26 protein-coding genes and 1 pseudogene are annotated in these 25,597 nt (G+C 65.8%); 12 read left to right on the forward strand and 15 right to left on the reverse strand.

Annotated features, from left to right (window positions below; translation table 11 throughout):
- Nucleotides 1-183 precede the first annotated feature (183 nt).
- Nucleotides 184-846 carry a DedA family protein gene (locus ACVWZM_RS16225; protein WP_253588252.1) on the forward strand — a complete coding sequence of 221 codons (663 nt, stop codon included), beginning with the start codon at nucleotides 184-186 and terminating at the stop codon, nucleotides 844-846.
- Here the strand turns inward: ACVWZM_RS16225 and ACVWZM_RS16230 are convergent, their stop codons facing one another.
- Nucleotides 847-2,070, reverse strand: a complete 1,224-nt coding sequence (locus ACVWZM_RS16230; RefSeq protein WP_253588253.1) for a citrate synthase family protein — start codon at nucleotides 2,068-2,070, stop codon at nucleotides 847-849.
- A 76-nt stretch (nucleotides 2,071-2,146) separates the two neighbouring features.
- Here ACVWZM_RS16230 and ACVWZM_RS16235 point away from each other — a divergent pair.
- A pseudogene (locus ACVWZM_RS16235) lies at nucleotides 2,147-3,242 on the forward strand (citrate synthase/methylcitrate synthase).
- A 331-nt stretch (nucleotides 3,243-3,573) separates the two neighbouring features.
- Here the strand turns inward: ACVWZM_RS16235 and ACVWZM_RS16240 are convergent.
- Complete coding sequence (locus ACVWZM_RS16240) at nucleotides 3,574-4,212, reverse strand: J domain-containing protein (protein WP_456853858.1); 639 nt, start codon at nucleotides 4,210-4,212, stop codon at nucleotides 3,574-3,576.
- Nucleotides 4,213-4,321: 109 nt separating this feature from the next.
- Here ACVWZM_RS16240 and ACVWZM_RS16245 point away from each other — a divergent pair, with 109 nt between their 5' ends.
- Both ACVWZM_RS16245 and ACVWZM_RS16250 read left to right on the forward strand, forming a co-directional pair.
- A complete protein-coding gene (locus ACVWZM_RS16245; RefSeq protein WP_028338206.1) occupies nucleotides 4,322-4,597 on the forward strand; it encodes a BolA family protein in 276 nt (91 codons plus the stop codon).
- 118 nt (nucleotides 4,598-4,715) lie between these two features.
- Complete coding sequence (locus ACVWZM_RS16250; protein ID WP_057015542.1) at nucleotides 4,716-5,165, forward strand: hypothetical protein; 450 nt, start codon at nucleotides 4,716-4,718, stop codon at nucleotides 5,163-5,165.
- Between the two features lie 176 nt (nucleotides 5,166-5,341).
- Here the strand turns inward: ACVWZM_RS16250 and ACVWZM_RS16255 are convergent, their stop codons facing one another.
- The 3 genes from ACVWZM_RS16255 to ACVWZM_RS16265 form a co-directional block, all read right to left on the reverse strand.
- The gene (locus tag ACVWZM_RS16255) at nucleotides 5,342-6,649 is read right to left on the reverse strand and encodes an HlyC/CorC family transporter (protein WP_057015543.1); all 1,308 of its coding nucleotides are present in this window, start codon (nucleotides 6,647-6,649) and stop codon (nucleotides 5,342-5,344) included.
- A 117-nt stretch (nucleotides 6,650-6,766) separates the two neighbouring features.
- Nucleotides 6,767-7,909, reverse strand: a complete 1,143-nt coding sequence (aroB, locus tag ACVWZM_RS16260; protein WP_057015544.1) for a 3-dehydroquinate synthase — start codon at nucleotides 7,907-7,909, stop codon at nucleotides 6,767-6,769.
- Between the two features lie 10 nt (nucleotides 7,910-7,919).
- Nucleotides 7,920-8,540: a shikimate kinase gene (locus ACVWZM_RS16265; protein ID WP_076824827.1), complete on the reverse strand. Its 621-nt coding sequence runs from the start codon at nucleotides 8,538-8,540 to the stop codon at nucleotides 7,920-7,922.
- Nucleotides 8,541-8,685: 145 nt separating this feature from the next.
- On the opposite strand from ACVWZM_RS16265, the gene ACVWZM_RS16270 reads away from it, so the two are divergent.
- The 4 genes from ACVWZM_RS16270 (at nucleotide 8,686) to ACVWZM_RS16285 (ending at nucleotide 12,715) form a co-directional block, all read left to right on the forward strand.
- Nucleotides 8,686-8,832, forward strand: a complete 147-nt coding sequence (locus ACVWZM_RS16270) for a hypothetical protein (protein ID WP_016843561.1) — start codon at nucleotides 8,686-8,688, stop codon at nucleotides 8,830-8,832.
- 16 nt (nucleotides 8,833-8,848) lie between these two features.
- Nucleotides 8,849-9,832, forward strand: coding sequence for a site-specific tyrosine recombinase XerD (xerD, locus tag ACVWZM_RS16275; protein WP_057015546.1), 984 nt, complete (start codon nucleotides 8,849-8,851; stop codon nucleotides 9,830-9,832).
- 203 nt (nucleotides 9,833-10,035) lie between these two features.
- Nucleotides 10,036-10,998 (forward strand): acetyl-CoA carboxylase carboxyltransferase subunit alpha, encoded by a 963-nt coding sequence (locus ACVWZM_RS16280; RefSeq protein ID WP_057015547.1) that lies wholly within the window; start codon nucleotides 10,036-10,038, stop codon nucleotides 10,996-10,998.
- 229 nt (nucleotides 10,999-11,227) lie between these two features.
- Complete coding sequence (locus tag ACVWZM_RS16285) at nucleotides 11,228-12,715, forward strand: L,D-transpeptidase family protein (RefSeq protein ID WP_456853861.1); 1,488 nt, start codon at nucleotides 11,228-11,230, stop codon at nucleotides 12,713-12,715.
- Between the two features lie 398 nt (nucleotides 12,716-13,113).
- On the opposite strand, the gene ACVWZM_RS16290 is transcribed toward ACVWZM_RS16285, so the two are convergent.
- Both ACVWZM_RS16290 and ACVWZM_RS16295 read right to left on the reverse strand, forming a co-directional pair.
- Entirely contained in the window at nucleotides 13,114-13,344 is a 231-nt protein-coding gene (locus ACVWZM_RS16290; RefSeq protein WP_028337297.1) for a hypothetical protein, read from the reverse strand.
- A gap of 68 nt (nucleotides 13,345-13,412) precedes the next feature.
- The gene (locus ACVWZM_RS16295) at nucleotides 13,413-14,489 is read right to left on the reverse strand and encodes a flavodoxin family protein (protein ID WP_057015634.1); all 1,077 of its coding nucleotides are present in this window, start codon (nucleotides 14,487-14,489) and stop codon (nucleotides 13,413-13,415) included.
- A 185-nt stretch (nucleotides 14,490-14,674) separates the two neighbouring features.
- Here ACVWZM_RS16295 and ACVWZM_RS16300 point away from each other — a divergent pair, with 185 nt between their 5' ends.
- The 3 genes from ACVWZM_RS16300 to ACVWZM_RS16310 are packed head-to-tail and all read left to right on the forward strand — an operon-like array spanning nucleotide 14,675 to nucleotide 16,127.
- Nucleotides 14,675-15,298, forward strand: a complete 624-nt coding sequence (locus ACVWZM_RS16300) for a phosphatase PAP2 family protein (protein WP_456853863.1) — start codon at nucleotides 14,675-14,677, stop codon at nucleotides 15,296-15,298.
- Entirely contained in the window at nucleotides 15,295-15,642 is a 348-nt protein-coding gene (locus tag ACVWZM_RS16305) for a DUF3147 family protein (RefSeq protein WP_057015633.1), read from the forward strand. The genes ACVWZM_RS16300 and ACVWZM_RS16305 overlap by 4 nt, the downstream gene beginning before the upstream one ends.
- Complete coding sequence (locus tag ACVWZM_RS16310) at nucleotides 15,639-16,127, forward strand: DUF3147 family protein (RefSeq protein ID WP_229189792.1); 489 nt, start codon at nucleotides 15,639-15,641, stop codon at nucleotides 16,125-16,127. Before ACVWZM_RS16305 ends, ACVWZM_RS16310 begins: the two co-directional genes overlap by 4 nt.
- Nucleotides 16,128-16,133: 6 nt before the next feature.
- Here ACVWZM_RS16310 and ACVWZM_RS16315 read toward each other — a convergent pair whose 3' ends face one another.
- The 8 genes from ACVWZM_RS16315 to ACVWZM_RS16350 all read right to left on the reverse strand — a co-directional run bounded on the left by ACVWZM_RS16315 (nucleotide 16,134) and on the right by ACVWZM_RS16350 (nucleotide 24,909).
- Nucleotides 16,134-16,835 carry a branched-chain amino acid ABC transporter ATP-binding protein gene (locus ACVWZM_RS16315; RefSeq protein ID WP_057015632.1) on the reverse strand — a complete coding sequence of 234 codons (702 nt, stop codon included), beginning with the start codon at nucleotides 16,833-16,835 and terminating at the stop codon, nucleotides 16,134-16,136.
- Nucleotides 16,828-17,562 (reverse strand): ABC transporter ATP-binding protein, encoded by a 735-nt coding sequence (locus ACVWZM_RS16320; RefSeq protein ID WP_021081562.1) that lies wholly within the window; start codon nucleotides 17,560-17,562, stop codon nucleotides 16,828-16,830. The genes ACVWZM_RS16315 and ACVWZM_RS16320 overlap by 8 nt, the downstream gene beginning before the upstream one ends.
- Nucleotides 17,549-18,643, reverse strand: a complete 1,095-nt coding sequence (locus tag ACVWZM_RS16325) for a branched-chain amino acid ABC transporter permease (protein ID WP_253588262.1) — start codon at nucleotides 18,641-18,643, stop codon at nucleotides 17,549-17,551. Before ACVWZM_RS16325 ends, ACVWZM_RS16320 begins: the two co-directional genes overlap by 14 nt.
- 7 nt (nucleotides 18,644-18,650) lie before the next feature.
- Nucleotides 18,651-19,868 (reverse strand): substrate-binding protein, encoded by a 1,218-nt coding sequence (locus ACVWZM_RS16330; protein WP_028337305.1) that lies wholly within the window; start codon nucleotides 19,866-19,868, stop codon nucleotides 18,651-18,653.
- A 4-nt stretch (nucleotides 19,869-19,872) separates the two neighbouring features.
- Nucleotides 19,873-20,730, reverse strand: a complete 858-nt coding sequence (locus ACVWZM_RS16335) for a branched-chain amino acid ABC transporter permease (RefSeq protein ID WP_028337306.1) — start codon at nucleotides 20,728-20,730, stop codon at nucleotides 19,873-19,875.
- A gap of 54 nt (nucleotides 20,731-20,784) precedes the next feature.
- Nucleotides 20,785-22,299 (reverse strand): amidase, encoded by a 1,515-nt coding sequence (locus ACVWZM_RS16340; RefSeq protein WP_456853865.1) that lies wholly within the window; start codon nucleotides 22,297-22,299, stop codon nucleotides 20,785-20,787.
- A 164-nt stretch (nucleotides 22,300-22,463) separates the two neighbouring features.
- Nucleotides 22,464-23,648: a substrate-binding domain-containing protein gene (locus ACVWZM_RS16345; protein ID WP_456856699.1), complete on the reverse strand. Its 1,185-nt coding sequence runs from the start codon at nucleotides 23,646-23,648 to the stop codon at nucleotides 22,464-22,466.
- Between the two features lie 79 nt (nucleotides 23,649-23,727).
- The gene (locus ACVWZM_RS16350) at nucleotides 23,728-24,909 is read right to left on the reverse strand and encodes a substrate-binding domain-containing protein (RefSeq protein ID WP_456853867.1); all 1,182 of its coding nucleotides are present in this window, start codon (nucleotides 24,907-24,909) and stop codon (nucleotides 23,728-23,730) included.
- A 178-nt stretch (nucleotides 24,910-25,087) separates the two neighbouring features.
- Here ACVWZM_RS16350 and ACVWZM_RS16355 point away from each other — a divergent pair, with 178 nt between their 5' ends.
- Complete coding sequence (locus ACVWZM_RS16355) at nucleotides 25,088-25,531, forward strand: MarR family winged helix-turn-helix transcriptional regulator (protein WP_016847408.1); 444 nt, start codon at nucleotides 25,088-25,090, stop codon at nucleotides 25,529-25,531.
- The last annotated feature ends 66 nt before the right edge of the window (nucleotides 25,532-25,597 follow it).

A 25,597-nucleotide genomic window follows, 5' to 3' on the forward strand; every position in this document is an offset into this window, starting at 1 on the left:
CAAATCAAAGTTCCGTTGTTCTATCATAAAGATAGGAGCGAAACTCGGTTTTTGGAAGGCTGCCCTGCAAATCCCGCCGTACTTTTGCCGCAGCGCCACGACGGCCGGCCCGGATCGGGCACTTTTCAGCCCGGCGGGGAGTTGTTAGCTCTCAAACCGATAACACCGCCACATGGGAATTTTGTGACTTCATTCCTTGACCCTTTGATCGCGTTCGTTTCGGCCCATGCCTGGCTTGCCTATCTGACGCTGTTTCTGGCCGCCCTGCTGGAAGCGGTTCCGGTGATCGGCTCCCTGGTGCCGGGCTCGACCATCATCCTGGCGTTGAGCGCGCTGGTGCCGGGTGGGGAACTGAAGCTGCTCCCGGTGCTCGCCGCAGCCGCCGCCGGCGCGATGCTCGGCGACGGCACCGCCTACCTGATCGGCCACCGCAGCCAGCGCGAGATCCTGTCGGCCTGGCCGCTTTCCAACTATCCGCGCGTGGTGGCGCAGAGCGAGGCCTTCTTCAACCGCTGGGGCGTGCTCGCGGTGTTCTTTGCCCGCTTCGTGCCGCCGATCCGCGCCTTCGTGCCGATCACGGCCGGCGCGCTCGACATGCCGCCGGTGCGCTTCTACGCGGTCAACATCCCCGCGATCATGCTCTGGGCGCCGGCGCATGTGCTGCCCGGCGTGCTCGCCGTCACCGCGCTGCATGACTATGCCGGCCTGCCGCATCATGGCCATGTCGGCAAGCATCTGTGGATGTTCGCGGTCGCGGGCGGCGCCGTGATCCTGGCGCTGGCCGTCTGGACCATCCGCCGCCGGCACGGCGGCAGCCTGATCGAACCGGCCAAGCCGGCCAAATAGCTAGATACTGTTGGTCGTTCCCGCCCGCCCGGGCGCCGGTCCGACATAGCGCGCGCGAGGCCTGATCAACTTGCCGAGCTGAAGCTGCTCGCTGGCATGTGCGATCCAGCCGACGCTGCGCGCCATCGCAAACAGCGCAAGCTCGCTGCCCGCGGGCATCCGCAGCGCATGCACCAGCACCGCCAGCGCGTAATCGATGTTGACGAACTCGCCGGTCGCTTCCGCGATCCGCTCCGGCACTTCCCTGGTGAATTTGCGCGGCGCGCCGGCCCGCGTCAGCGCTTCGAGCAGCGAGATCGCACGCGGATCGCCCTTCTTGTAGACGCCGTGCCCAAAGCCGGCGAAACGCTCGCCAAGCGCGACCCGCTCACGAACCACCGGCGCAACGTCATTGTCGAGCATCGTCTTGACGAGGCGCGAGGCGAGCACGCCGGCACCGCCATGCATCGGTCCCTTCAACGCGACGAGACCCGCGATCACGGCGTCGTACAGATTGAGCCCGGTCGATGCCGCGCAGCGCGCGGTGAAGGTCGACGCATTCAGTTCGTGATCGGCGAGCAGCACCAGCGCGCGGCGGATCAGGTCGGGCGCGTGCTTGTTGCCTGGCGTCCAAACCTGCGCCACCTGCTCGTGCAGCGGCTCGTTCGATGGCGCAGCGTTCAGCATGGTCGCGACCAGCAGCCGCAGGATGCGGCCGCCGATCATGGCGCGGCCGTCCGGCGCGCGCGTGAAGGCGCCGGGATCGGCACTTGCCGCCAGCGCCAGCACGGCCACCGTCCGATCGATTGGCTGGGCGCGGCGCGCGGCTTCGGCGATCGCGCGCATTTCGTCCGAGACGTGCGGGCAATTGTCCGGCGCGAACGGATCGACGCCGGTGACATCCCACAGTAGCGTCGCGGTGTGCTCCAGCGTGTCGCGCTCGGCGAGCTCGACGCAGTTGACGCCGCGATAGATCGGGCCTTGCTCGGTGATGGTTGCGATCGCCGAATCCATCACCGGCAGGTCGGCGTCGAAATTACGGAAGCCCCGCGGCTCCGGCGACGGCACGCGGCGCTCCTTCAACCCCCTGATGTCCTCGGCGCGGTAGCGGTGGCTGCGCGAATCCGGCGACGGCTCTGAGCGGATTAGCCCGCGGCTGACATAAGCGTAGAGGGTCGCCGGCGAGATCGCGAGCTCGGCGGCGGCTTCGCGAGCGGAGAGGTAAAGCTCGGCGGATTTTTTCATATTGATTTATATAATCAAGATTGATCAACTCGTCGAGAGGCCTGACCTTGAAGGGGTGAAGCAAGGAGATCAGGCCATGAATATGCACCTCACCAAGAGCCAGATCGGTCTGGACGGCGTTCCTGCCGCCGAGACCGTGTTGAGCCATGTCGACGGCGAGCGCGGCGAATTGATCATCGCCGGCGAGCACGTCGCCGACCTCGCGGGCAAGTCGAGCTTCGAGGGCGTCACGGCGCGGCTGTGGAACGGCGCTACCGGCAAGGCGCTGAGTGAAGCCAATGTCCGCGCCAGCCTCGGCGCCGCCCGCCAACGCGTCTTCGCCCGCCTGCCGGACCTGCTGCCGGCGACGCGCGGCATGTCGATCGTCGACGGCTTCCGGGCCGCGATCGCGGGCTTGCGCGGCGAGAACGGGCTGGAGCACGAGGCGACCATCGTCGGCGCCTTCCCGGTGATCGCCGGCGCCCTGGTCCAGCACGCCAGGGGACATGACCCGATCGCGCCCGGACCCGAATGCCGGCCACGCCGCCGACACGCTGCGGATGCTGCTGGGCCGCAAGGTCGAGCCGCGCGAGGTCGCCGCGCTCGACGCCTATCTCGTCACGGTCTGCGATCACGGCATGAATGCGTCGACCTTCACCACGCGGGTGATCGCCTCGACGCAGGCCGACCTGTTCGCGGCGATCACCGGCGGCTATTGCGCGCTGACCGGCCCGCTGCATGGCGGCGCACCTGAGCCGGTGCTCGAAATGCTGGACGCGATCGGGACGCGCGAGCGCATCAAGCCCTGGGTTGACGGCGCGCTGGCGCACGGCGAACGGCTGATGGGATTTGGTCACCGCGTCTATCGCGTGCGCGACCCGCGCGCCGACGTGCTGAAGGTCGCCATCGAGCGCCTCGAGGCCAGTGGTGCCGACCTGCCATTTGCCGGCGAGGTCGAGGCTTACATCCGCGAGGCGCTGCGGAAAAAGAATCCGGAGCGGCCGCTCGAGACCAATGTCGAGTTCTTCACCGCGATCCTGCTCGACGGGCTGGAAATCCCGCGGCAGGCGTTCACGCCGATCTTTGCCACCGCGCGCGCCGCCGGCTGGACCGCGCACGCCCTGGAGCAGCGGCGCACCGGGCGCCTGATCCGGCCGAGCTCGTCCTATGTCGGGACGGTGCCGAAGGGGTGAGGGCTAACCACGAACCGTAGCCCGAATGGAGCCAACGGGTCGCGCGAACGCGCGCCCGACGACAGGCTCCGCGAAATCCGGGAACGGTCTTGCCACGGATCGAGGGGGCCCGGATTGCGCTGCGCTTCATCCGGGCTACAAAACTGCACCGTTGGACGATGGCGGAGCCACACACTCCGCCGTCGTCCCGGCGAAGGCCGGGACCCATACGCCGCGGCCCATCGATGGGGCAATCGGGCAGACATCTTGTGCAAACGATAACGGCCGGTGGTTATGGGCCCCTGCTCCCGTGCGCAACTGCGCACTAGGCAGGGGCGACGGAGGCAAGACTTCAGGCCTCGCGCACCACGGTCTTCAGATAGTTGTACGCCTTGATGATCTCGATCAGGCGATCCTCGGTGGAGCGGTCGCCGCCATTGGCGTCGGGGTGGTGCTGCTTGACCAGCGCCTTGTACTTCGACTTGACGTCTTCGAGCGTCGCCTCGGCCCCGAGCCCCATCACCTGCAGCGCCTTGCGCTCGGCGTTCATGACCTTGCGGGTCTCGGGCTTGGGCTCCGCGCCGCCCGGTCCGGGGCGCCAGCGGCCGCGGCCGTTGAGCTCGGAGAACACGTGGAACGGATCGGCGGCGGCATCGAGACCGCTCTCGCCCTTCTTGCCGTTGTTGGCGCCCATCTTCCAGGTCGGACGGTGGCCGGTCAGCGCGTCCTTCTGGTAGCGCGCGACGTCGTCAGGATTCATGCCCTGGAAGAAATTGTAGGACTGGTTGTATTCGCGGACGTGGTCGAGACAGAAGTGCCAATACTCGCGCGAATTCTCGCGGCCTTTCGGGGCGCGATGCGCGCCCTTGTTCTGGCAACCCGCCCACTCGCAGGTCACGGCCTGCTCGCCGGCCTGCGCCTGGCGCTTCGCACTGACCTTGGTCGGCTTGATGCGAATGGAGTCGAAGAATTTTGATGAATCGATCGGCATGTTCTCTTTGACTACGCAATGCACAAATCTTCAAGTCTTGACATTGCGCGGACCTCGTTTCCCGCTTGCACCATTGACGAAAAGCTGTCGCGAACCTAACTCCGCCGCCATGAGCACCAAAGACGCTATCATAAACAAGTTGCGTGAAGCTTTCTTGCCGGAAAGCCTCGACGTCGTCGACGAGTCACATCTGCATGAGGGCCACGCCGGCCACAGGCCAGGCGGGGAGACGCACTTTCGGGTATATATTGTGTCTCCGGCCTTCGAAGGGAAGAGCCGGATCGAACGCCATCGCATGATAAATGCGACGCTGGCGCAGGAACTCGCCGGCTCGGTGCATGCGCTGGCGATCCACGCCCACGGCCCCGGGGAAAAGCCGCGCTAGTTCGCGCTTGCCTCAAGACGAAGCAGTGGTTTTCCTCTATGAGAACAGGATGGACCTGCTCCCTGCGTGAGCAGGTGAAACTACGGATTGCACCGCCACGCATGATATGGGGCCATTGATGATCCCTTGCTGGCCACGTTTCCGGTCGATCGTCACCGCCGCCGGCCTGCTCCTGATCTGCGCGATGCGCCCGGCCTCGGCGCTGGACATGCCGAGCCCGTTCGTCCAGGAGGTGCTGATCAAGAGCATCCTGGTCTCGCTCAACGATGCGGTGGCCGCGAACAATTTCACCGTGTTCCACGCCAAGATCTCAAAGCCGTTCCGCGACCAGTTTCCGCCCGACAAGCTCAAGACCATCTTCAAGGATCTGGTCGACAAGCACGCGGTGTTCGACGCCGTGGTTGCCAAGCCGATCGTGCTCGACGAGGACGCCAAGATCGACGACAAGGGCGTGCTGCGACTGAAGGGACATTTCGACACCACGCCCAAGCAGGTGAAGTATCAGCTCGGCTTCATCCCCTCCGACGGCGCCTGGAAGCTGTCGGGCATCTCGATCGATATCGAGTAGGTCCACGCCGCTGCCTGATCCGTCATCCCCGCGCAAAGGCTGCGCCTTTGTCGCTGGAGGAGCCGCGAAGCGGCGTCTCGAAGGATGCACGGCCACCGGCCGGGCCGTCGACCCTTCGAGACGCGCGCGATGCGCGCTCCTCAGGGTGACGGTGCTAGGAGACTGGCCAACTCGAACTAGAACGCCGTCCCCGCCCGCTTCGGCTTCTTCTCCTCCAGCTCGGCCTCGCGCGGGACGGCGACGATGCGCAGCGCGGTGATGCGGTTGCGCTCGCGGCGGAGCACGCGGAAGCGGAAGCCGTGGAAGGTGAAGCTCTGGCCGCGCTCCGGGATCGAGCGCGCCTCGTGGATCACGAGGCCGGCGACGGTGGTCGCCTCCTCGTCCGGCAGGCGCCAGTCCATTGCACGGTTGAGATCGCGGATCGGCACCGAGCCGTCGACCACCACGGATCCGTCCGGCTGCGCCCGCACGCCGGCGACCACGACGTCATGCTCGTCGGAGATATCGCCGACGATCTCCTCCAGAATGTCCTCCAGCGTCACCATGCCTTCGACCTCGCCATACTCGTCGACCACGAGGGCGAAGTGGGTCTTGCGGCGGCGGAACGCCTTCAGCTGTTCGGAGACCGGGCGCATCTCCGGCACGAACCAGGGCGGCAGCGCGATCGCCGAGGCATCGATCGCCGACATGTCACCCTCGTTGGCGCGCATCGCGCGCAGCAGGTCCTTGGCGTGGAGCACGCCGACGATGTTCTCCGGCTTCTCCCGCCACAGCGGGATGCGGGTGTATTCGCTCGCCAGCACCTCGCGCACCAGTTCCTCGGGCGGCAGGTCGGCGTTGACCATGGTCATCTCGGTGCGATGGACCATGACGTCGGAGACCTGCAGTTCGCTGAGATCCAGCAACCCGCCGAGCATGTCGCGATCCTGCTTCTCGACCTTGCCCTCGTGATGCAACAGATCGACCGCACCGCGCAGGCGTTCGGTCGGCGACAGCACCGCCTGATGCGCCCCGACCTTGATGCCGAGCAGCTTCATCAGCGCCAGCACGATGGTCTCGATGATGGTGAGCAGCGGCCCCAGCACGAAGATTGTCAGCCGCATCGGCCGCGCGACCAAAAGCGAGATGCGGTCGGGCGCGTTGATCGCGATGGTCTTGGGCAGCACCTCTGCAAACACCACGACCATCACGGTCATGACAGCGGTGGCATAGAGCACGCCGACGTCGCCAAACCAGGCGGTGAACACGCCGGTCGCCAGCGCCGAGGCGCCGATATTGGCGATGTTGTTTCCGAGCAGCAGCGCGCCGATCATGCGCTCGCGCATGTTGACCAGCTTGGAGACCACACCGGCATCGGTGTTGCCCTGCTTCGACAGCCGCAGCATGCTGGCGCGCGAGGCGCCGGTCAGCGCCGTCTCACTCGCCGCGAAAAACGCCGAGATGAACAGGCAGAGCAGCACGATCGAGAAGGTGAACCATCCCACTGAACTGATCCGTGGCTAGAGCATGATCCGGAAAAGTGTGTAGCGGTTTTCCGAAAGGATCATGCTCAAATCAAAAAGATAGAGCGGGATGACGATCCGAAGGAGAGGCATCCCGGTCTAGGCCTTCAGCTTGGCTTGCAGGAAGTCGCGCACCGGCTGCGGCTCGACATTGTTGGCGATCACGGCGCGGCCGACGGCCTCCAGCAGGATGAAGGTGAGCTTGCCGCGCTTGACCTTCTTGTCCTGCGCCATCAGCGCCAGCAGCGCGTCGGCGTCGGCAAGGCCTTCCTGCGCGAAGCCTGCGATATCCTGCAGGCGCGTCGGCAATCCGACCGCGGACAGATGACGCGCGATGCGCCCCGCATCGTCGGACGAAATCATGCCGAGTTGCGCCGAGAATTCCGCCGCCAGCACCATGCCGACCGCGACGCCCTCGCCGTGGAACAGCCGGTCGGAGAAGCCGGTTGCGGCTTCCAGCGCATGGCCGAAGGTATGGCCGAGATTGAGCAGCGCCCGCTCGCCGGTCTCTCGCTCGTCGCGCGAGACGACGCCCGCCTTGGCGCGGCAGGAGGTTGCGATCGCGTGCTCGCGCCCGGCGCCGCCGGCGAAGATGTCGGTGTGGTTCTTCTCGAGCCAGGCGAAGAAGGCTTCGTCGCCGAGGATGCCGTATTTCGCGACCTCGGCGTAGCCGGCGCGGAACTGGCGCGGCGACAGCGTGTCGAGCACCGAGGTGTCGGCGATGACCAGCACCGGCTGGTGGAATGCGCCGATCAGGTTCTTGCCCTGCGGCGAGTTGATGCCGGTCTTGCCGCCGACGGAGGAATCGACCTGCGCCAGCAGCGAGGTCGGCACCTGCACGAAATCGACGCCGCGGCGCAGGATCGCGGCCGCGAAGCCGGCGAGATCGCCGACCACGCCGCCGCCGAGCGCGATCACGAGGTCATTGCGCTCGATCTTCGCCGCGATCAGCGCCTCGCTGACCTCGGTCAGCGTGGCATAGCTCTTCGAGCCCTCGCCCTCCTCGACGACGATCCGCGACGTCGGCACCCCCGCGGCGGCGAGCGACGCCTCGGTCGGCTCCAGCCAGTGCTTGGCGACGGTGCGGTCGGTGACGATGGCGGTACGCACGCCGGGCCGCAGCGCCGCGACACGCTCGCCGAGTGACTGCAGCACGTCGCGGCCGATCACGATGTCATAGGCGCGGTCGCCGAGCGCGACGTCGACGGTAACTGAGGCGGAATGTTTCAAGGGCGCAGTCATGAGGTCGCGTTCAATCCATCACAGGTGGTTGCTCGTCGGCCGGACGCGCACCGCACAGATGCGCATGCAGGGCCTCGAGGCATTCGTCGACGATGCGGTCGTGCGGCACGTCGCGCGAGGCAATCGTCAAATCGGCGGTGCCGTAGACCGGCTCGCGCTCGCTGAGCAGGCGGTTGACGGTCGCTTCGGGGTCGGGGGTGTGCAACAGCGGACGATCGGCGCGGCGGCGCACCCGGCGCATGATGATATCACTGTCGGCCTTGAGCCAGATCGAGATCGCGCGGTCGCGGATCCGGTTGCGGGTCTCCTCGCGCATGAAGGCGCCGCCGCCGGTCGCCAGCACGACCGGGCCATTGCCGAGGATGCGGGCGATCACCCGCGCCTCACCGTCGCGGAAATACGGCTCGCCCTTGCTCTCGAAGATCTCCGGGATAGTCATGTCCGCCGCCGCCTCGATCTCGGTGTCGGCATCGGTGAACGGCAGCTTGAGTCGCGCCGCCACCCTCCGGCCGATGGTCGACTTGCCGGCCCCCATCATGCCGACCAGCACGATCGACCTCGTCCCCAGCGCGGCCGCGATGTCGGCCTCCAGGGTCGGGTGGGTAGGCGCCGGTACGGCTGCGTCGGACATCAAAAAGCTCGGATATTGGGACGAATTGTTCAGAATTCGAGCCACCTATACTACCCCCGGCGACACCCTTACCAGCGACTCTTGCAACCGCGCGGGGAACATGTTGGATGATTTCATTGGTTAATTCGCCGCCCGAGTCGCCTCCATGCCCAGCCTGTTCCGCTTCCTGACGGTCGTCGCCGTGATTTTCGGGATCGGCTACGGCATCGTCTTCGCGCTGGCGAATTTCGTGCACCCGAAACCGCGGGAAATGACGGTGACCATCCCACCGGATAAGTTCCTCAAGAAATAGACGCTATGATTCCGGCATGCCCGCTGCTGCCAAAAATCCCGCCAAGACCCTCGCCAAGTCCTCCGACGCCAGACTGACCGCGTTGTTCCTCGACATGCTCGCCGCGGAACAGGGCGCCGGCGCCAACACGCTCGACGCCTACCGGCGCGACCTCACCGATTTCTCCGACTACCTCGCCCATGCCGGCGCCGATTTCACCAGCGCCGACACCGAGACGCTGCGTGGCTACCTCGCCGACCTCGATGTCAGAGGCTTCAAGTCGACCAGCGTGGCGCGGCGGCTGTCGGCGATGCGGCATCTCTACCGTTTCCTGCTCAATGAGCGGGTCCGCACCGACGATCCGGCCGCGATCCTGTCCGGCCCGAAGCGCGGCCGCGGCCTGCCCAAGGTGCTGTCGATCGCCGATGTCGACCGCATGCTGACCCGCGCCAAGGAACTGACCCAGACCGACGTCTCGCCGGCGCAGCGGCTGCGCGCGCTGCGGCTGTATTGCCTGCTCGAGGTGCTCTACGCCACCGGCCTGCGCGTCTCCGAGCTGGTGTCGCTGCCGGTCTCGGCGGCGCGGCGCGACGCGCGGATGATCGTGGTGCGCGGCAAGGGCAACAAGGAGCGGCTGGTGCCGCTGAACGACGCCTCGCGCCAGGCGATGGCAGACTATCTCGCAGCGCTGGAGGTGATGCAGCCGAAGGCGAAGAAGGCCGCGCCGGCGAAATGGCTGTTTCCGTCCTCCGGCGAGAGCGGCCATCTGACCCGGCAGCATTTCGCCCGCGATCTGAAGGAGCTCGCGAGCGCCTCCGGCCTTGCGCCGCGGCTGGTCTCCCCGCACGTGCTGCGTCATGCGTTTGCCAGCCATCTGCTGCACAATGGCGCGGACCTGCGCATCGTGCAGACCCTGCTCGGCCACACCGACATCTCGACCACCCAGATCTACACCCATGTGGTCGAGGAGCGGCTGAAGAGCCTAGTCCGCGACCTGCACCCGTTGGCGGAGAAGTCCTAGGGATTCGAAGCCCAGAGACCTCGATACCTTCATCTGATCCGCCTTGACTTCCGCTTCGTCTCCGCAGAAAGAGCGTCACCTGCTTGCGATCCCGAAGCGTGCATTCCACCCGGATGCGCGTTAACCGTTTGAAGTTACAAAGCTTCTCTTTCCGACGCCGAAACCGCTTCGCCCCTCGCACCGATCTTCCCTATATTGAGTTGATGCCCGACCCGATGCGCAGCTATCTCGACTTCGAAAAACCCGTCGCCGAGCTTGAATCCAAGATCGACGAGTTGCGTGCGCTTGCCGCAAGCGGCAGCGACATCGGCGACGAGGTCGCGCGGATCGAGGACAAGGCGGCGCAGGCGCTCACCGAGCTCTATTCCAATCTGACGCCGTGGCAGAAGACGCTGGTGGCGCGGCATCCGCAGCGGCCGCACTTCACCGATTTCATCGGCGGCCTGATCACCGAATTCACCCCGATGGCCGGCGACCGCAAATTCGCCGACGACGAGGCCCTGGTCGGCGGCTTCGGCCGCTTCCGCGGCGAGAGCATCTGCGTGGTCGGCCAGGAGAAGGGCGCCACCACCGAGAGCCGCATCAAGCACAATTTCGGCATGGCGCGGCCCGAAGGCTACCGCAAGGCGGTGCGCCTGATGGAGATGGCCGACCGGTTCGGCATTCCGGTGCTGTCGATCGTTGATTCCGCCGGCGCCTATCCCGGCATCGGCGCCGAGGAGCGCGGCCAGGCCGAGGCGATCGCGCGCTCGACCGACGCCTGCCTGTCGCTCGGTGTGCCCAATGTCGCGATCGTCACCGGCGAAGGCATGTCGGGCGGCGCCATCGCCATCACCACGGCGAACCGCGTCCTGATGATGGAGCACGCGATCTACAGCGTGATCTCGCCGGAGGCGGCATCCTCGATCCTGTGGCGCGACGGCACCAAGGCGCAGGAAGCCGCCAACAGCATGAAGATCACCGCCCAGGACATGCTGCGCTTCGGCGTGATCGACCAGATCCTGAAGGAGCCCTCGGGCGGCGCTCATCGCGACCCGGGCGCGATGATCGCGACCACGGGCGATGCCATCGCCCAGGCGCTCAACGACCTACGAAATCTTGATCCGGACGCGATTCGCAAACAGCGGCGCCAGAAATTCCTCGATATCGGCCGCAAGCTCGGCTGAGGCGCCCAAACCGCCCGATTTTTCGTCCAAATCGACCAATTTTGCCGTAATTGGGCCCCGAGCCGGGTCTTTAACATTCCTTGAACCATGCCTGCTACCGTGAGGGCTGTCCGCCCCGGTTCAGGTTGCGAGCAGGGGTCGTCGAAGGCTAATATTTTACACAATGGCTTCAGGGCATATTCGCCGTGTTGGGGTCGCGAAAATCGCCCGGTGGGTGTGGAGCTCGGACTTGACTCATCGCACGCTCGTACGCGCGCTTCTGACCTCGGCGGTCCTCGCCGCAGGCGTCATGCTCGCCGGTTGTGACAGCGACCAGATCTCGCTCGCGCAGAACGCCAAGGCCAACCAGCCGGTCCCGCCAAAGCTCGTCGCTGCCATGACCGAAAAGGACATGGACATGCAGTCGCCGATCCTGGTGCGGCTGTTCAAGCAGGAGGCCGAGCTCGAGGTCTGGAAGCAGAACCGCTCCGGCCAGTTCGCGCTGCTCAAGACCTATCCAATCTGCCGCTGGTCGGGCGACCTCGGTCCGAAGGTCCGCGAAGGCGACCGCCAGGCGCCCGAAGGGTTCTACTCGATCAACCCGAGCCAGATGAACCCGCAGTCGGCCTATTACCTGTCGTTCAACACCGGCTATCCCAACGCCTTCGACAAGGCGCTCGGCCGCACCGGCTCGCAGCTGATGGTGCACGGCGATTGCTCTTCGCGCGGCTGCTACGCGATGACCGACGAGCAGATCGCAGAGATTTACTCGCTCGGCCGCGAATCCTTCTTCGGCGGCCAGAAGGCGTTCCAGCTGCAGGCCTACCCGTTCCGGATGACGCCGGTGAACATGGCCAAGCACCGCAACAATCCGAACATGCCGTTCTGGAAGATGATCAAGGAAGGCTACGATCATTTCGAGGTGACGAAGCAGGAGCCGAAGGTCGACTTCTGCGAGAAGAAGTATGTGTTCGACGCGGTGAAGGCGCCGGGCGCGACACGCGATCCGGTGTTCGACGCCTCCGCGAAGTGCCCGGCCTATGTGATCCCCGAGGAGATCGCGAGCGCCGTGCACGAGAAGGAGCAGAAGGACGCCGCCGAGACCGCCAAGCTGGTATCCAAGGGCACGCCCGTTGCGCGCCTCAACACCGGCATCGACGGCGGCATGAACGCGATCTTCGCCTCGAAGATTCCGGAAGGAAACACCGGCCTCTCCGAAGGCGGCGACAGCCAGGCGCTGGCATCGATGTCGCTGGCGCGCGCGCCCGGCACGATCCCCGGTACGGTCAATCCGCCGAAGCCCAATCTCGCGGTCCAGCAGGAAGAGCCGGTCGTGGCGACGACGTCGTCCACCGCATCGTCAGCCGGCACCCGCGTTGCCTCGGCGAACGCGTCCGACAAATCCGCCTCTGACAAATCCGCCTCTGACAAGTCCGAAGGCTTCTTCTCCAGCTTTGCCCGCAAGGTCGGGATCGGCGGCACCGCCGACGCCAGCAAGACGACCGCTCCGGCCGCTGCCGCACCAGCCAAGCCGAAGGTCGCCGAGGCCAAGCCGCAATCGGTGGTTCGCGTCGCCCCCAAGGCTGAGCCGAAGCAGGCCGCCAAGCCCGCGCCGAAGCCGGCAGTGACCACGGCCGCAGCCGCCGCACCGGCCCCGTCGTCGTCGACCCAACTCGCCGGCTCCGCGCCTGTGGTGCAGACCAACTCGTTCGACACCCGCTTCTCGGCGGTGAAGTAGGCGCAGCGCGTCTGCGCGAAGACAGCTCGCTGCCGCTTGTCGCAATGCCGCTGTAGCGCAAACTATTTCCAGCCGTCGTCCCTGCGAAGCAGGGACCCAAAATCACCGAACTTGATCGTGAATGGGATCGTGGCCCCAGCGTCGCGCAACAACTCTCATTTGGGGTAATGGGTCCCGGCCTTCGCCAGGACGACACTGAATGTGTGGCGCGGTCTGTGAGTCACACCACAATGTTCTCGCGACATGATTTGTCCGAGCTTTGCTCTTCGTTCCGCCCTCTCCGTTGGCAGAGCGCGCAGGGAGGCCGGGCGCCGATCGCACTCAAGGCGCCGCACCGCCAGCTCGCGGCTTCAAACGCCACGCTCCGTCACGTCGCATGCGCGTTGGCAGGCGACGGGTTACATTCCGTGGCTTTCGAAAACCTTCTTGCAGCTTCGGCTCAGGCTGGCCCGCTTCATCTGAAGACAGTTCTGCACGGCACCGTCATTGCCGAGGTCCTTCCGGCAGAAGCGCTGTGCATCGCGCGTGCACGCGCTCTGTTCCGATGGCGTACCGGAATGCTGCGCCAACGCGGCACCGCTGCTCATCACGGCAGCAGCAACAAGAGCTGCAATCGAAATATAGCGCATTGTGACTTCCTCCCGCGGCCTAACGGGCAGCGGGGGCCCATCGTTCCTTTGGGAACCCGGATTCCATCCTACTTCGGCCGCGGGTCCTCAAGCCCCTTGCCGGGATCTTCCAGATGCCCGGTGCGCGCGAGGTCGACGGCGGCGCCGAGCGCCTGCGCGACATTGCGCACCTGTTCCTGGAAGGCCTTGTCTTCGTCGAGATCGCGATGCGACGTCGCATAGGGCTTCATGTAGCCGACATAGCCATCGATCTCGGCCCTGCCGCCGGCCGAGATCAACTCCATGTCGGTGAGCCAGTCCGCAAGAAAGCGGCGGCATGTTTCCGCACCGACGCTGTCGCCGTGGACCACGATGCCGAAATGCCGGCCGCGCAAATGCTTGGGGTATGGCCAGCCCTTGAGTTCGAGCGCCTTGGCTTCGCTCGCGGTCTTGCCGTGGGTCGAGGTCGGATCGGGATTGCCGCCATCGGCGCAGACCAGGCGATCGATCATCGCCTTGAGTCCGGTCGGCGTCTGGTACCAGTTGACCGGCGAGATGATCATGATGCCGTGCGCGCGCACCCACAGCGGATAGATCTCGTTCATCCAGTCGTCGGTTTGCCCGAGCGAGTAGTTTGGATAGCAGCTGCACGGCCAGTGGCAGAGTGCCATCGAGGTGGAGACGCAGGACTTGCAGGGGTGAATCTCCCTGCCGAACTCGGACGTCAGCCGCGACAGATCGAGCACATCGACCGCGAGGCCCATCTCGCGGAAGGCGGCCTCGGCGATCTCGACCATGCGCCAGCTTTTGGACATCTCGCCGGGACACGTGTGCTCGCTGCGCGAGGAGCCGTTGATCAGCAGGATATGCGGCGCTTCGTTTGGATCGTCGTGCCTGCGCTGCGCTTCATCGATGGCATCGCGCGCGGACAGCCAATCGACCGCGAGATCATAGTCGGGATCGGCAAAACCGGGGCCGGCCTTGCGGGTAACCGGCGCCTTGCGCGAATGACGATAGGCGTCCCAGGCGCCGGCGATGATCGTCGCAAGCTCCGTCTGCATGGATTGAAAGACCGGATCGGCAAATCGCTTGCGGTAGCGCCGTTCGAATTCATCGCGCGAAAGCTTGACCGGCGGCATCCCCTTGCGAACGTCCGGCTCCGTCATCGACACCTCTCCCTGCCTACAATCCATCGCCCGCCCTGCATCCCCATTGGCGCGCGAAGCCTCGGGATTGAGCCTTGGGATCGGGTCGAGACGGGCAAGAGTTCAAGAGCATCGATCTGCATTTGGTTCCTTGCACGCCGATTAGGACCCATGCCGCGCCTGGTGCGTTGGATGGGAACCTGACCATGGATACGACAACCAGAGTTCGCGCACGCCGCCAGCGAGGCGCCCCCTTCCCGATCACCATTCGCCCGACCGCGGCGGACGCCATGATCGCGCGTGCGATCGCCCGCAACACCGCACCTGCGCCGGAAGAGATCGCCCGCACACTGACCTGGGGCGCTGACGAAAAGGTCCTGCTTGCGCTCGCCGCCGCAGGCTGGCTCGCCTCGCGCGGGCGCGGTGCCTCGCTCGAGCGCGCCGGCAATCACGCGCTGCTGGTGACGGTCGCAGCATCGCTGCTGCCGCATGGCCTGAAGTTGCTGTTCAACCAGACTCGCCCGGATCGCCTGACCGTGGCCGGCCATGCCAACGGCATCCCGATCTCTGGCAGGCGCGACGACGCCTTCCCATCCGGCCACGCGCTGCATATGGGCGCGCTGGCGTCGGCGGCAGCGACATTGCCCGCCGGCGCGCGCCGCCCAATCCAGGCACTCGCGGTCGGCCTCTCGCTGACGCGCATTATGGTTCTCGCACACTGGACGAGCGACGTGATCGCGGGATTCGGGCTCGGAGCACTTCTCGAGCGGCTGCTGCGATTGTGGACCGGCTATCACGGTGACGATCCACCGCGGGGCAAGGCGCGATGAGCGAATATGTCATCCGCTTTCTCGTGGGCGGGGCCGTGGTGTCGGCCTTCGCGATGCTGGGTGACGTGCTGCGTCCGAAGAGCTTCGCCGGGCTGTTCGGCGCGGCGCCGTCGGTTGCGCTCGCCACCCTCGGCATCGCCGTGTACCAGCACGGCACCGACTATGCCGGCCTGCAGAGCCGCGCGATGATGGCTGGCGCCGTTGCGCTGGCCATCTATAGCTTCGTGGTCTGCCAATTGCTGATTCGCGCGAGGCTCCGCGCTGCCCCCGCCACCTTGCTGGCGCTTGTCGTCTGGCTCGCGATCGTGTTCGGCTTGCTGGGCGTTGCCGGAGGACAGGCATGACACCGGTCCGCGTCTCACTGTCCTCGCTCAGGGAAAGCCGCTGGACCGAATATCTGATCCGCTTCGTGCTCGGTGGCGGCGCCACCGTCCTGACCGGACTGATCAGCAGCACGTGCGGCGCCTATGTCGGCGGCGCCTTTCTTGCACTCCCCGCCATCTTCTGCGCCAGCGCCACCCTCATCGAGAAGCATGAAATCCGCCGCAAGCGGAACGCCGGCCTCGACGGCACGTGGCGCGGGCAGCAGGCCGCGGCGCTCGATGCGGCGGGCGCAGCGCTCGGCGCGGTCGGCATGCTGGCATTCGCCATCGTCTTCGCGCTGACGGTGGGCCGCAGCGTCCCGGCCGCCTTCATCGCGGCATCGCTGGCCTGGCTGATCTGCTCGGTCGCGGCCTGGTATGTGCGTCGCGAGATGCGATCGGCACGGCGGACGCGGACGCCGGGAGACGGCGTGATCGGCCGCAAGGCCGACCGCCTGCCGCATTGAAGCCTGCTACGGCGCCAGATAGCGCAGCAGTTCCGGATCGCTCCGCACCTCGCTGGCGCCGCCCTGCAGCGCGACGCGGCCGCGGTCCAGCACATAGGCATAGTCGGCGACGCGCAGCGCGAGGTCGAGATGCTGCTCGACGATCACGACCGAGATGCTTTTGGCGAGCTCGATCAGCCGTTCGGTGATCTCCTCGATCACGCCGATCCAGACGCCTTCGGTCGGCTCGTCCAGCAGCAGCAACTTTGGATTGCCGAGCATGGCGCGGCCGATCGCCAGCATCTTGCGCTCGCCGCCGGACAGCGTGCCGGCCGGCTGGTCGAGCCGCTGGCCGAGTTTCGGAAAGATGGCCAGCACGCGATCGACGGCGCTGGCATCGGAATTGAACAGCGAGCCGACGGCGAGGTTGTCGCGCACCGACAGGCGGGCGAACACCGAATGCTCCTGCGGCACATAGCCGATGCCGGAGCGCACCCGCTCCTCGGTGCGCCGCCGCGTGATGTCGCGGCCGTCGAAGAACAACTCGCCCTGCGAGCTTGCGAGCTCGCCGACGATGGTCTTCATCAGCGTGGTCTTGCCGGCGCCGTTGCGGCCGAGCACGGCGACGCCGCCGCGCCAGGGGATGCCGATGTTGACATCGAACAGGACCTGGCTGCGGCCATAACCGGCATCGAGATGCCGGATATCGAGGAAGGTTTGCTCAGGCACGGCGAAGATAGATCTCCTGGACGCTTTTGTTGGCCTGGATTTCCGCGACCGTTCCCGAGGCCAGCACCTTGCCCTGGTCGAGCACGGTGAGGCGGTCGCAGATGTCGCGGATGAAATCGAGGTCGTGTTCGACGATGACGAGCGAGCAATGCTGCTTGATCGGCTGCAACAGCTCGCCGGTGACACGGCGCTCCTCGAGGCTCATGCCGCCGGTCGGCTCGTCCAGCAGCAACAGCCGTGGCTTGCCGGCGAGCGCCATCGCGATCTCGAGCCATTGCTGCTGGCCGTGCGACAGGGCCGCGGCGGCATCATGTGCGCGATCGGCGAGCCGGAACTGGGTCAGCATCGTCATCACCTGATCGTGCAGCTTCTTGCGGGTCCGCGACAGCACGAGGTCGAACAGCGAGCAGTGTGCCTGCAGCGCCAGCAGGATGTTGTCATACAGCGTCAGCGTCGGCAGCACCGAGGTGATTTGGAACTTCAGGCTCATGCCGGCGCGCGCGCGCTCGGTCGGCGTGAACGCGGTGATGTCGGTGTTGACGAAGGAGACCTTGCCCGTGGTCGGCACCTCGGCGCCGGCGACGCATTTCATCAGCGTGCTCTTGCCCGAGCCGTTGGGGCCGATCAGGCCGTGGAACTCGTTCTCGCCGACGGTCAGCGCTGCACCGTCGAGCGCGGTCAGCTTGCCGAACACTTTGCTGATCCCTTGCGCCTCAAGGAGCGGCATTGCCGGTCTCCTTCGGGGCTTTGCCGAAACTGCCGACCCGCTCGCGCTCGCCGAGCACGAAGGAGATCAGCCCGAGCGGCCGGAACATGATGACGAGCAGCAGCAGCACGCCGAGGATGATCGGCCAGACGTCGCGGTAATTGTCGGACAGCCAGAAGCTGACGCCCTCGATGATCACGGTGCCGATCACGGCGCCGATCAGCGTGCCGGAGCCGCCGAACAAGACGTAGAGCACGACCTGGGTCGAGAACACGACGCCCAGCATGTTGGGCCAGACGAAGCCCTCGTGGAAGGCATAGAGGCTGCCGGCAAGACCGGCGATGGTGCCGCCGACCGCAAAGATGATCGCCTTCAGATGCTGCGCCTTGTAGCCGAAGAAGGCGATGCGCTGCTCGTTCTCGCGCAGGCCGGCGAGCGCGAGGCCGAATTGCGAGCGGACCAGGAAGCGGCAGAGCAGATAGACGACCACGAGGATGCCGAGCACCATGTAGTAGTAGATCGGCCCCTCCTCGAACTCGTAGCTGCCGAGGGTGAGCGGCGGGATCGACGGGATGCCGTTCTGGCCGCCGAGATAGTACCAGCCGCGCGCCAGCCGGTCCGCGGCATAGGAGCCGGTGAGGGTGCCGAGCGAGACGAAGATCACGCTCGAGGGATAACGCCCGAGCAGCAGGAAGCCGCCGAGCAGCAGCGACGCGGTGAGCCCGATCAGCGTTCCGGCAGGCAGGATCAGGAGGATCGAGGTGACGTTGAGATCGCGCGCCAAGAGCGCCACGCCGTAGCCGGCGGCGCCGAAGAACAGCGCCTGGCCGAAGCTCATGATGCCGGCATAGCCCCACACCAGGTCGAACGACAGGGCGAACAACGCGAGGATCACCACGCGGGTGGCGAACACCGTCAGATAGTCCTGCAGCACCCATGGCAGGACCAGTGCGATCAGCAGCACCAGCCCTTCCACGATCGGCAGGACCTTCCATCCTGCCGATACCCGTCCCGCCGGCGCGCTTGCGGCCGGTGCACCCTCGCCCGTCACGACATCTGGTTCCTCACCGACGCGTGCGACAGCCTCTCTTGCTCCAACCATGGATCGCTCAGCATTCCTTGGGATCAACGAGACCGTCGCTGCGCGCGACGATCTCATAGTTCCCGCCTTTGGCAACAGCGGTGTACATCTTCATCTTGCAGTGACGCTTGCCCGGCACCATCTCCGCCGGTCCGCCCGGCCCTTCGGCGATCTTGGCGTGGTCGAGCGCGGCCGCAACGGAGTCGCGGTCGACCTTGCCGGCCTCCTTGACCGCCGCCTCCCACAGCTTGAGGCCGCGATAGGTTCCGGTGGCGGCGCTGCCGGCCGCGAACAGGAAGTTGCCGGGGAAATCCTTCTCATAGGCTGCCTGGAGCTTGGCGTCGAACGGATCCTCCTTGGTCAGCACCTTGAAATAGTCGAGGCAGCTCGCAAGGCCCTCGATCTCGTTGGCCTGATTGATGTTGAGCGTGTTCTCGTCATAGTAGACGCAGGCGAGCCGCCCGCCGTTCTTGAGGAAGCCGGCTTCATAAAGCTGCTTGAAGAACGGGCCGACGCCGGGCGGGATCACGGTGTTGAACACGACGTCGACCTTGTTGGAGATGACGCGGTTCACGGTGGCCGAGAAGTCGACCTGGTCGAGCGGGTAGTATTCCTCGAACACCACCTCGCCGCCGTTCGATTCGATCACCTTGCGGGCGTAGACGTTGAGCGTGTGCGGCCAGACATAGTTGGCGCTCGGCAGCGCGAACTTCTTGCCGCCGTTCTTGATCAGCCAGGGAATGAAGGTGTCGCACTGCTGCGCCGGGGTCGGTCCGGTGCAGAACAGATAGGGCGTGCACTCCTTGCCTTCGTAGAGCTGCGGATAGATGTAGAGCGTCTTGCCGCGCGCCACGATCGGATCCTTGATCGCATTGCGCATCGACGAGGTGATTCCGCCGAGCACCATGTCGACCTTGTCGCGCTGGATCAGCTTGCGGACATTGCCGACCGCGACCGATTCGTTCGAGGCAGTGTCCTCGATGTAGAGCTCGAGCGGCCGGCCGAGCAGGCCGCCGCCGGCGTTGATCTCCTTGATCACCATCTTGGCGACGTTGGCGTCGGCGTTGCCGGCATAGGCGATCGGGCCGGTCAGGTCGGTCGCGATGCCGACCTTGATCGGTCCCTCCGCTGCGTTGGCCCAGTCGGGCCTGACCACCCAGCTGCCGACCCCGGTCGCGAGCGCGCCGGTCGCGAACGCGAAATTGCTCATGAAGCGGCGGCGCGTGAGATTGGTGCGATCGAACATCTGACTAAACCCCTTTTCCCGATATGAGGCCCTGCGGGCGGAATTTGATGAAGGCAATGGCGAGCACGAAGACCAGGACGTCGGCGACGACAGGAGACATCACCCAAGGCAGCGCCGCGCTGAGCGTGCCGATCACACCGGCGCCGGCGACCGGACCGATGAAGGAGCCGACCCCGCCGACCATCACGGCGACGAAGCCCTGGATCAGGAAGCGGATGCCGAGATCGGCGAACAGGCTGAACACCGGCACAATCAGCGCGCCGGCAAGTCCGGCCAGCGCCGCGCCGAACGCGAAGGTTGCCCCGTAGATCAGGGGCGTCGAGATGCCCGACGCGCGCGCCAGCGCCGGATTCTCCAGCGTGGCGCGGACCCGAAGCCCGAACGAGGTGCGCGCCAGCAAGAGATAGCAGCCACCCATCACCAACAGCGTGATCACGATGATGGTGAAGCGCCAGGCCGAGATGTGGACCGAACCGAGGTCGATCGAGCCGCCGATCGGCTCCGGCACCGTGAGATAGAAGCCGCCGATCAGGCCGCGCACGCTTTCGCGGATGATCAGGCCGAGCGCATAGGTGCCGAGCATCGCCACGATCGGCGCGGCGTAGAAGCGCCGGATTATGAGCGCCTCGAGCACGAAGCCGATCGCGCCGACCACGAAGGGCGCCGCGACCATGCCGGCCCAGACCGGTGCGCCGTGGGCGTAGGCCAGATAGGTGACATAGGCCCCGAGCAGGACGAACTCGCCCTGCGCGAAGTTAAAGATGCCCATCATGCTGGCGATGATGCCGAGCCCGAGCACCACCAGCACGATGATCGCGCCGAAGCTCACGATCTCGAACGCCGCGGCAAAAGTGCTAGCCATGTCGTTCGATCCGGCGTTCGATCCATCCAGCCTGCGTCTGCAACAAGCGGCGCCTCACATCTTCTTCCAGTCGCCGGCCTGCTCGAAGGCGTGCGCGGCGCGGTAGATGGTGGATTCCTCGAACATCCGGCCGACCAGCATCAACCCGACCGGCAGGCCGTCGACCATGCCGCAGGGCAGCGACATCGCCGGGTGGTGGGTGATGTCGAACGGCGCGGTGTTGGTGATCATCTCGAGCGCACGGGCGACATAGTCCTCGCGGCTGGCATTGGCCGCCGGCAGCGCCGGCGCCTTCATCGGCGTGGTCGGCAGCAGCAGCAAGTCGTAATCCTTGAACGCCTTGTCATAGGCCGCGGTGAGGCGGCGGGAGATGTTGAGCGCCTTGCCGTAGAAGCGCGGACCGAAATTGTTGTTGATGTAGGTGCCGAGCATCATGAACAGCTTGGTGGTCTCCGACAGCGAGTCCGCCTGGCGGCGCCAGCCGCGATGGAAGTCCATCAGCGAGGTCGAATAGAGGTCGGGCCGGCTGAGGCCGTAGCCGTCGCCGAACATCATGGTCTGGGTCAGGCCTTCGGTGCCGATCGGGGTCCAGATCGCGGGGCCGACCATGTGCATCGGGATCGACACGGTGTCGACCGAGGCGCCGAGATCCTTGAAGCGCTTGGCCGCCTCGCGCACGCTTTCATTGACCGCGGCTTCCGCGGTCGGCTGCTCGAAGCCTTCCTTGAGGATGCCGATCTTCATGCCCTTGATGCCCTTGCCCAGCGCCTTGGTGTAATCCTCGACCTTGGGCGCCTTGATGCGCGGATCGTAGCCGTCGTCGCCGGCGATCACCTCGAGCAGCAGCGCGTTGTCCTCCACCGTTGCGGTCATCGGTCCTGTGTGGTCGACGAAGATCTCGATCGGCATGATGCCGGTATAGGGCACGAGGCCCCAGGTCGGCTTCATGCCGTAGGTGCCGCAGAACGAGGACGGCATGCGGATCGAGCCGCCCTGGTCGCCGCCGATCGCCATGTCGACCTCGCCGAGCGCGACCACGACGCCGGAGCCCGACGACGAGCCGCCGGCCGAATAGCCCATCTTGTGCGGATTGTGCACCGCTCCGTAAGAGTTGGTGTGGCTGCCGCCGGACAGGCAGAAGTGCTCGCAATGGGTCTTGCCGGCGATCTCGGCGCCGGCATCGAGCATCCGCGTGACGATGGTGGCGTCGAAATCGGGGATATAGCCTTCCAGCGTCGACGAGCCGTTCGTCATCGGCACGCCGGCCAGCATGATGTTGTCCTTCAGCGCCACCGTCTTGCCCTTGAGCTTGCCGGACGCCGCGCCCTTCACGGTCGACTTGTAGTACCAGGCGTTGCGCGGGTTCTCCTCTGGCGCCGGGCGATAGCCGGGCGTGCGCGGATATTTCACCGCAGGCAGTTCGTCCGGCATCGCGGCGATCACGTTGTAGGCGTCGATCGAGCCCTGCATCAGGCCCCGGAACGAGGCCACATCCTCATCGGTCAGTGACAGGCCGCACTGCTCGGCGACGGCACGAAGTTGCGTTGGCGTGGGAAGGACGACGGTCACGGCGCTCTCCTGATAGCTTTTGATCTTTGGATTTGATCCCTCGACGCAGGTGCAGCGGCGCGCTGCCCGCGCGAACCGCTCACCCCGTTGCTGTATTGAAAACGGAAATATTTTCCTTTTCAAGTATTATTTCGCAAAACCTTCCGGCGACGCTGTCGCACTGCTCAGATCGGCTTGATCACCCTGAAGTCGAGACCGTCGGCTTCGGCAAGATACATCGGCATCCTGGCATGGCCGCTGCGCACCGTGACCGGACCGCGCGGGCCGCGATAGACGAGGTTGTCCGCCGCCGCGAGCAGCGGCCGCATGTCCAGCGTGCCGGCGCGCTTGGCGGCGGCCTCGAGCAGGCAGAACCCTTCATAGGCGGACTCGCTGCACGAGCCGACCGGCGGCGCGAACGCACCGAACATCGCGCGATAGCGGTCCCTGAAATCGTCGCCTTCGCGTGAGCCGACGGAGGGGAAATAGCCGGAGGCGCAGTAAAGGTTCTCGGTCTTGTCGGCGCCGATGCCGAGCAGCGCCGTCTCGTCGAAACAGCCGGCAAAGCGCAGCGTGGTGGCGGCAAGGCCGGCATCGGCGAAGGCGCGGTTGAAGGTCACGCTATCGGTGCCGATCAGCGAGATCAGCACGACATCGGGTTTCGCGGCGCGGATGCGTTCCAGCTGCGCGTCGTGATTATCCTCGCCGACCGGCACGAACTCCTCGCCGACCACGAGACCGCCGGTCTCCTTGATGTAACGCTTCACCGCGCGGTGCGACTGCCATGGCCAGACATAGTCGCTGCCGATCAGGTACCAGCGCGAAGCGCGCTTCGCCTCGGCCAGCCAGTGGATCGACGGCCGGTTCTGCCAGCGTGGCGTCTCGCCGATCGCGATGACGCCCGGCGTCCGCTCGCCGCCTTCATAGACCGGCGTGTAGATGTAGGGGATCTTGCTGCGGGTGATCAGGCCGCGCAGCGCGACGCGCACCGCGCTGGTGTGCATGCCCATGATGAGATCGACATCGTCGGACGCGATCGCCTGCTCGGCGCGATCGAGCACGTCCTCGATCGGTCCGCCGGCGTCATAGACCGAGAACTCGACCTCGCGGCCGAGGATGCCGCCGCGCCGGTTGATGTCGGCGACGGCGAGCTGTGCACTCGAGGTCGCGGCCGGTCCCCACATCCCGGGCGAACCGGTGCAGCAGACGAAGCCGGCGATCCGCAGCCGGCTGCGCGCACCGCGCGGACCGAAACCGTCCCGATCCATCGGAGAAAACACCCGATCGGACCGCGCCGACGTCAGGTTCCGGAACAGCAGGGAAGGCGGGCATGGAAGGCCGCCATACCTGTTGCTCAAGGTTCGGGCCATGACGTAGGGCGTCGAATGCACACCTGCTCCTGTCTGGCACCGGCAAGCCGCGCGGCGAGCGCGGCATCGCCCGGTCCATCTAGATCGTCCTGATCACATTGAAGTCGAGACCGTCGGCCTCGGCAAGATAGATCGGCATCTCGGCGCGGCCGTCGCGAATTGTGACGGTGCCGCGGGCACCGCTGTAGACGAGATTGTGCGCCGCGGCGGACAGCGGTCCGATCGACAGCGAGCGCGCCTGATTGGCCGCCGCCTCGAGAAAGCGCATCCCCTCATAATTGGACTGCCCTACCGAGCCGATCGGCGGCGCATGCGCCCCGAACATCGCGCGGTAGCTGGTCCGGAAGTCGTCATTGGCGCACGAATCGATGCAGCCGAAATAGCCGGAGGCGCAGAACAGGTTTTGGGTCGAGTCGGGGCCGATGCCGAGCATCACGGTCTCGTCCATCGCGCCAGCGTAACGCAGCGTGGTCGCGGCAAGCCCGGCCTCGGCGAAGGCACGGTTGAAGGTGATGCTGTCGGTGCCGATCAGGGTGATCAGCACGACATCTGGCCGTGCTGCGCGAATCCGCGCCAGATGCGGCTCGTGATTGTCCTCGCCGAGCGGAACGAATTCCTCGCCGACGACGTGGCCGCCGGCCTCCTTGATGTAGCGCTTCACCGCGCGATGCGACTGCCAGGGCCAGACATAATCGCTGCCGATCAGGTACCAGCGCTGCGCCTTCTTGACCTCGGTGAGCCAGTGGATCGCCGGCCGGCTTTCCGCGCGCGGCGTCTCGCCGATCGCCATCACCCCCGGCGTCCGCTCGCCGCCCTCATAGACCGGCGTGTAGACATAGGGGATGCGGCCGGCCGTGACCTTGCGCAGCGCGAGGCGCACCGCCGAGATATGCGAGCCCATGATCACGTCGATCTCGTCGAACGCGATCGCCCGCTCGGCGCGGCGCACCACCTCCTCGATCGGGCCGCCGGCGTCGTACATCGACAATTCGACCTCGCGGCCGCGGATGCCGCCGCGGCGGTTGATCTCGGCGACCGCGAGCATGACGCTGTTGGCGGAGATCGGCCCCCAGATGCCGGGCGCGCCCGAGAAGGTGATGAAATTGCCGATTCGAAGCTTGCTGTCGGTGCCGCCACGGCGCGAGGACCCCGGCTTGACGGTCAAAGCGAGATCGGCCGCGCAGGACGACGGATTTCGAAACAGCAGCGGCGGCGCGACGGGCAAGCCGCCATACGCCTGGGAAGAGACCGTCGAGAGCACGCCAACTCCTGTCTGGGAAGCAGTACGCAACGCAGCCAGCGGGCGGTCGCGGCATCCGCCCCTTGGTTGGGGGAATATCCTAGGTGAAAATATTGAATATTCAACAATTGAAGTGCATATAGAAACGGCATGAGTTGCCGGACATTCATTCACCGGGTCAGGAACCAGGTCTCACGCCGTGGCTAAACCGCCGAAAGAAAATTCCCCGATCACCGAACATCTCGCCTACCTGCTGGCGCAAGCCAACCGGGAGATCAACCGGCAGTTGGAGACGCGGCTCGCCAAGGAAGGCGTGCCGGTCGAGCAGTGGCGCATCCTGAAGGTGCTGTCCGACGGCAACGGCCACTCGATGGGCGAGCTTGCGGATGCTGTGCTGCTCAACCATCCGACGCTGACCAAGATGATCGACCGCATGGTGTCGGACGCGCTGGTCTATCGCGTCCAGGATCCCAAGGATCGCCGCAAGGTGCTGATGTTCGTCTCCGACCGCGGCAAGGCGCTGTGCCGGCGGCTCAACTCGCTCGCGGTGAGCCAGGAGGAGCACATCGTCGAGAGCTATGGCGACAAGTCGACCACCGAGCTCAAGCGCCTGCTGGAAAGCCTGATCGGCAGCGCCAATTAAGGCCGCGCCGGCCCGGCGCGCTCCTGCCGAAACCATCGAAAAAAGACCGGCAGGAAATGTCGGGAT

It is taken from the genome of Bradyrhizobium sp. USDA 4501 (genome assembly GCF_054062115.1).

Coding starts and splice junctions, on each gene's coding strand:
- ACVWZM_RS16240 (WP_456853858.1), bottom strand. CDS start 4,212: ATGCCGATCGATTCATCAAAATTCTTCGACTCCATTCGCATCAAGCCG.
- ACVWZM_RS16320 (WP_021081562.1), bottom strand. CDS start 17,562: ATGCCGCTCCTTGAGGCGCAAGGGATCAGCAAAGTGTTCGGCAAGCTG.
- ACVWZM_RS16290 (WP_028337297.1), bottom strand. CDS start 13,344: ATGCGCTATATTTCGATTGCAGCTCTTGTTGCTGCTGCCGTGATGAGC.
- ACVWZM_RS16295 (WP_057015634.1), bottom strand. CDS start 14,489: ATGACGGAGCCGGACGTTCGCAAGGGGATGCCGCCGGTCAAGCTTTCG.
- xerD (WP_057015546.1), top strand. CDS start 8,849: ATGCCCGCTGCTGCCAAAAATCCCGCCAAGACCCTCGCCAAGTCCTCC.
- ACVWZM_RS16305 (WP_057015633.1), top strand. CDS start 15,295: ATGAGCGAATATGTCATCCGCTTTCTCGTGGGCGGGGCCGTGGTGTCG.
- ACVWZM_RS16270 (WP_016843561.1), top strand. CDS start 8,686: ATGCCCAGCCTGTTCCGCTTCCTGACGGTCGTCGCCGTGATTTTCGGG.
- ACVWZM_RS16345 (WP_456856699.1), bottom strand. CDS start 23,648: ATGGCCCGAACCTTGAGCAACAGGTATGGCGGCCTTCCATGCCCGCCT.
- ACVWZM_RS16250 (WP_057015542.1), top strand. CDS start 4,716: ATGATCCCTTGCTGGCCACGTTTCCGGTCGATCGTCACCGCCGCCGGC.
- ACVWZM_RS16265 (WP_076824827.1), bottom strand. CDS start 8,540: ATGTCCGACGCAGCCGTACCGGCGCCTACCCACCCGACCCTGGAGGCC.
- aroB (WP_057015544.1), bottom strand. CDS start 7,909: ATGACTGCGCCCTTGAAACATTCCGCCTCAGTTACCGTCGACGTCGCG.
- ACVWZM_RS16280 (WP_057015547.1), top strand. CDS start 10,036: ATGCCCGACCCGATGCGCAGCTATCTCGACTTCGAAAAACCCGTCGCC.
- ACVWZM_RS16245 (WP_028338206.1), top strand. CDS start 4,322: ATGAGCACCAAAGACGCTATCATAAACAAGTTGCGTGAAGCTTTCTTG.
- ACVWZM_RS16330 (WP_028337305.1), bottom strand. CDS start 19,868: ATGTTCGATCGCACCAATCTCACGCGCCGCCGCTTCATGAGCAATTTC.
- ACVWZM_RS16325 (WP_253588262.1), bottom strand. CDS start 18,643: ATGGTTGGAGCAAGAGAGGCTGTCGCACGCGTCGGTGAGGAACCAGAT.
- ACVWZM_RS16230 (WP_253588253.1), bottom strand. CDS start 2,070: ATGAAAAAATCCGCCGAGCTTTACCTCTCCGCTCGCGAAGCCGCCGCC.
- ACVWZM_RS16310 (WP_229189792.1), top strand. CDS start 15,639: ATGACACCGGTCCGCGTCTCACTGTCCTCGCTCAGGGAAAGCCGCTGG.
- ACVWZM_RS16335 (WP_028337306.1), bottom strand. CDS start 20,730: ATGGCTAGCACTTTTGCCGCGGCGTTCGAGATCGTGAGCTTCGGCGCG.
- ACVWZM_RS16300 (WP_456853863.1), top strand. CDS start 14,675: ATGGATACGACAACCAGAGTTCGCGCACGCCGCCAGCGAGGCGCCCCC.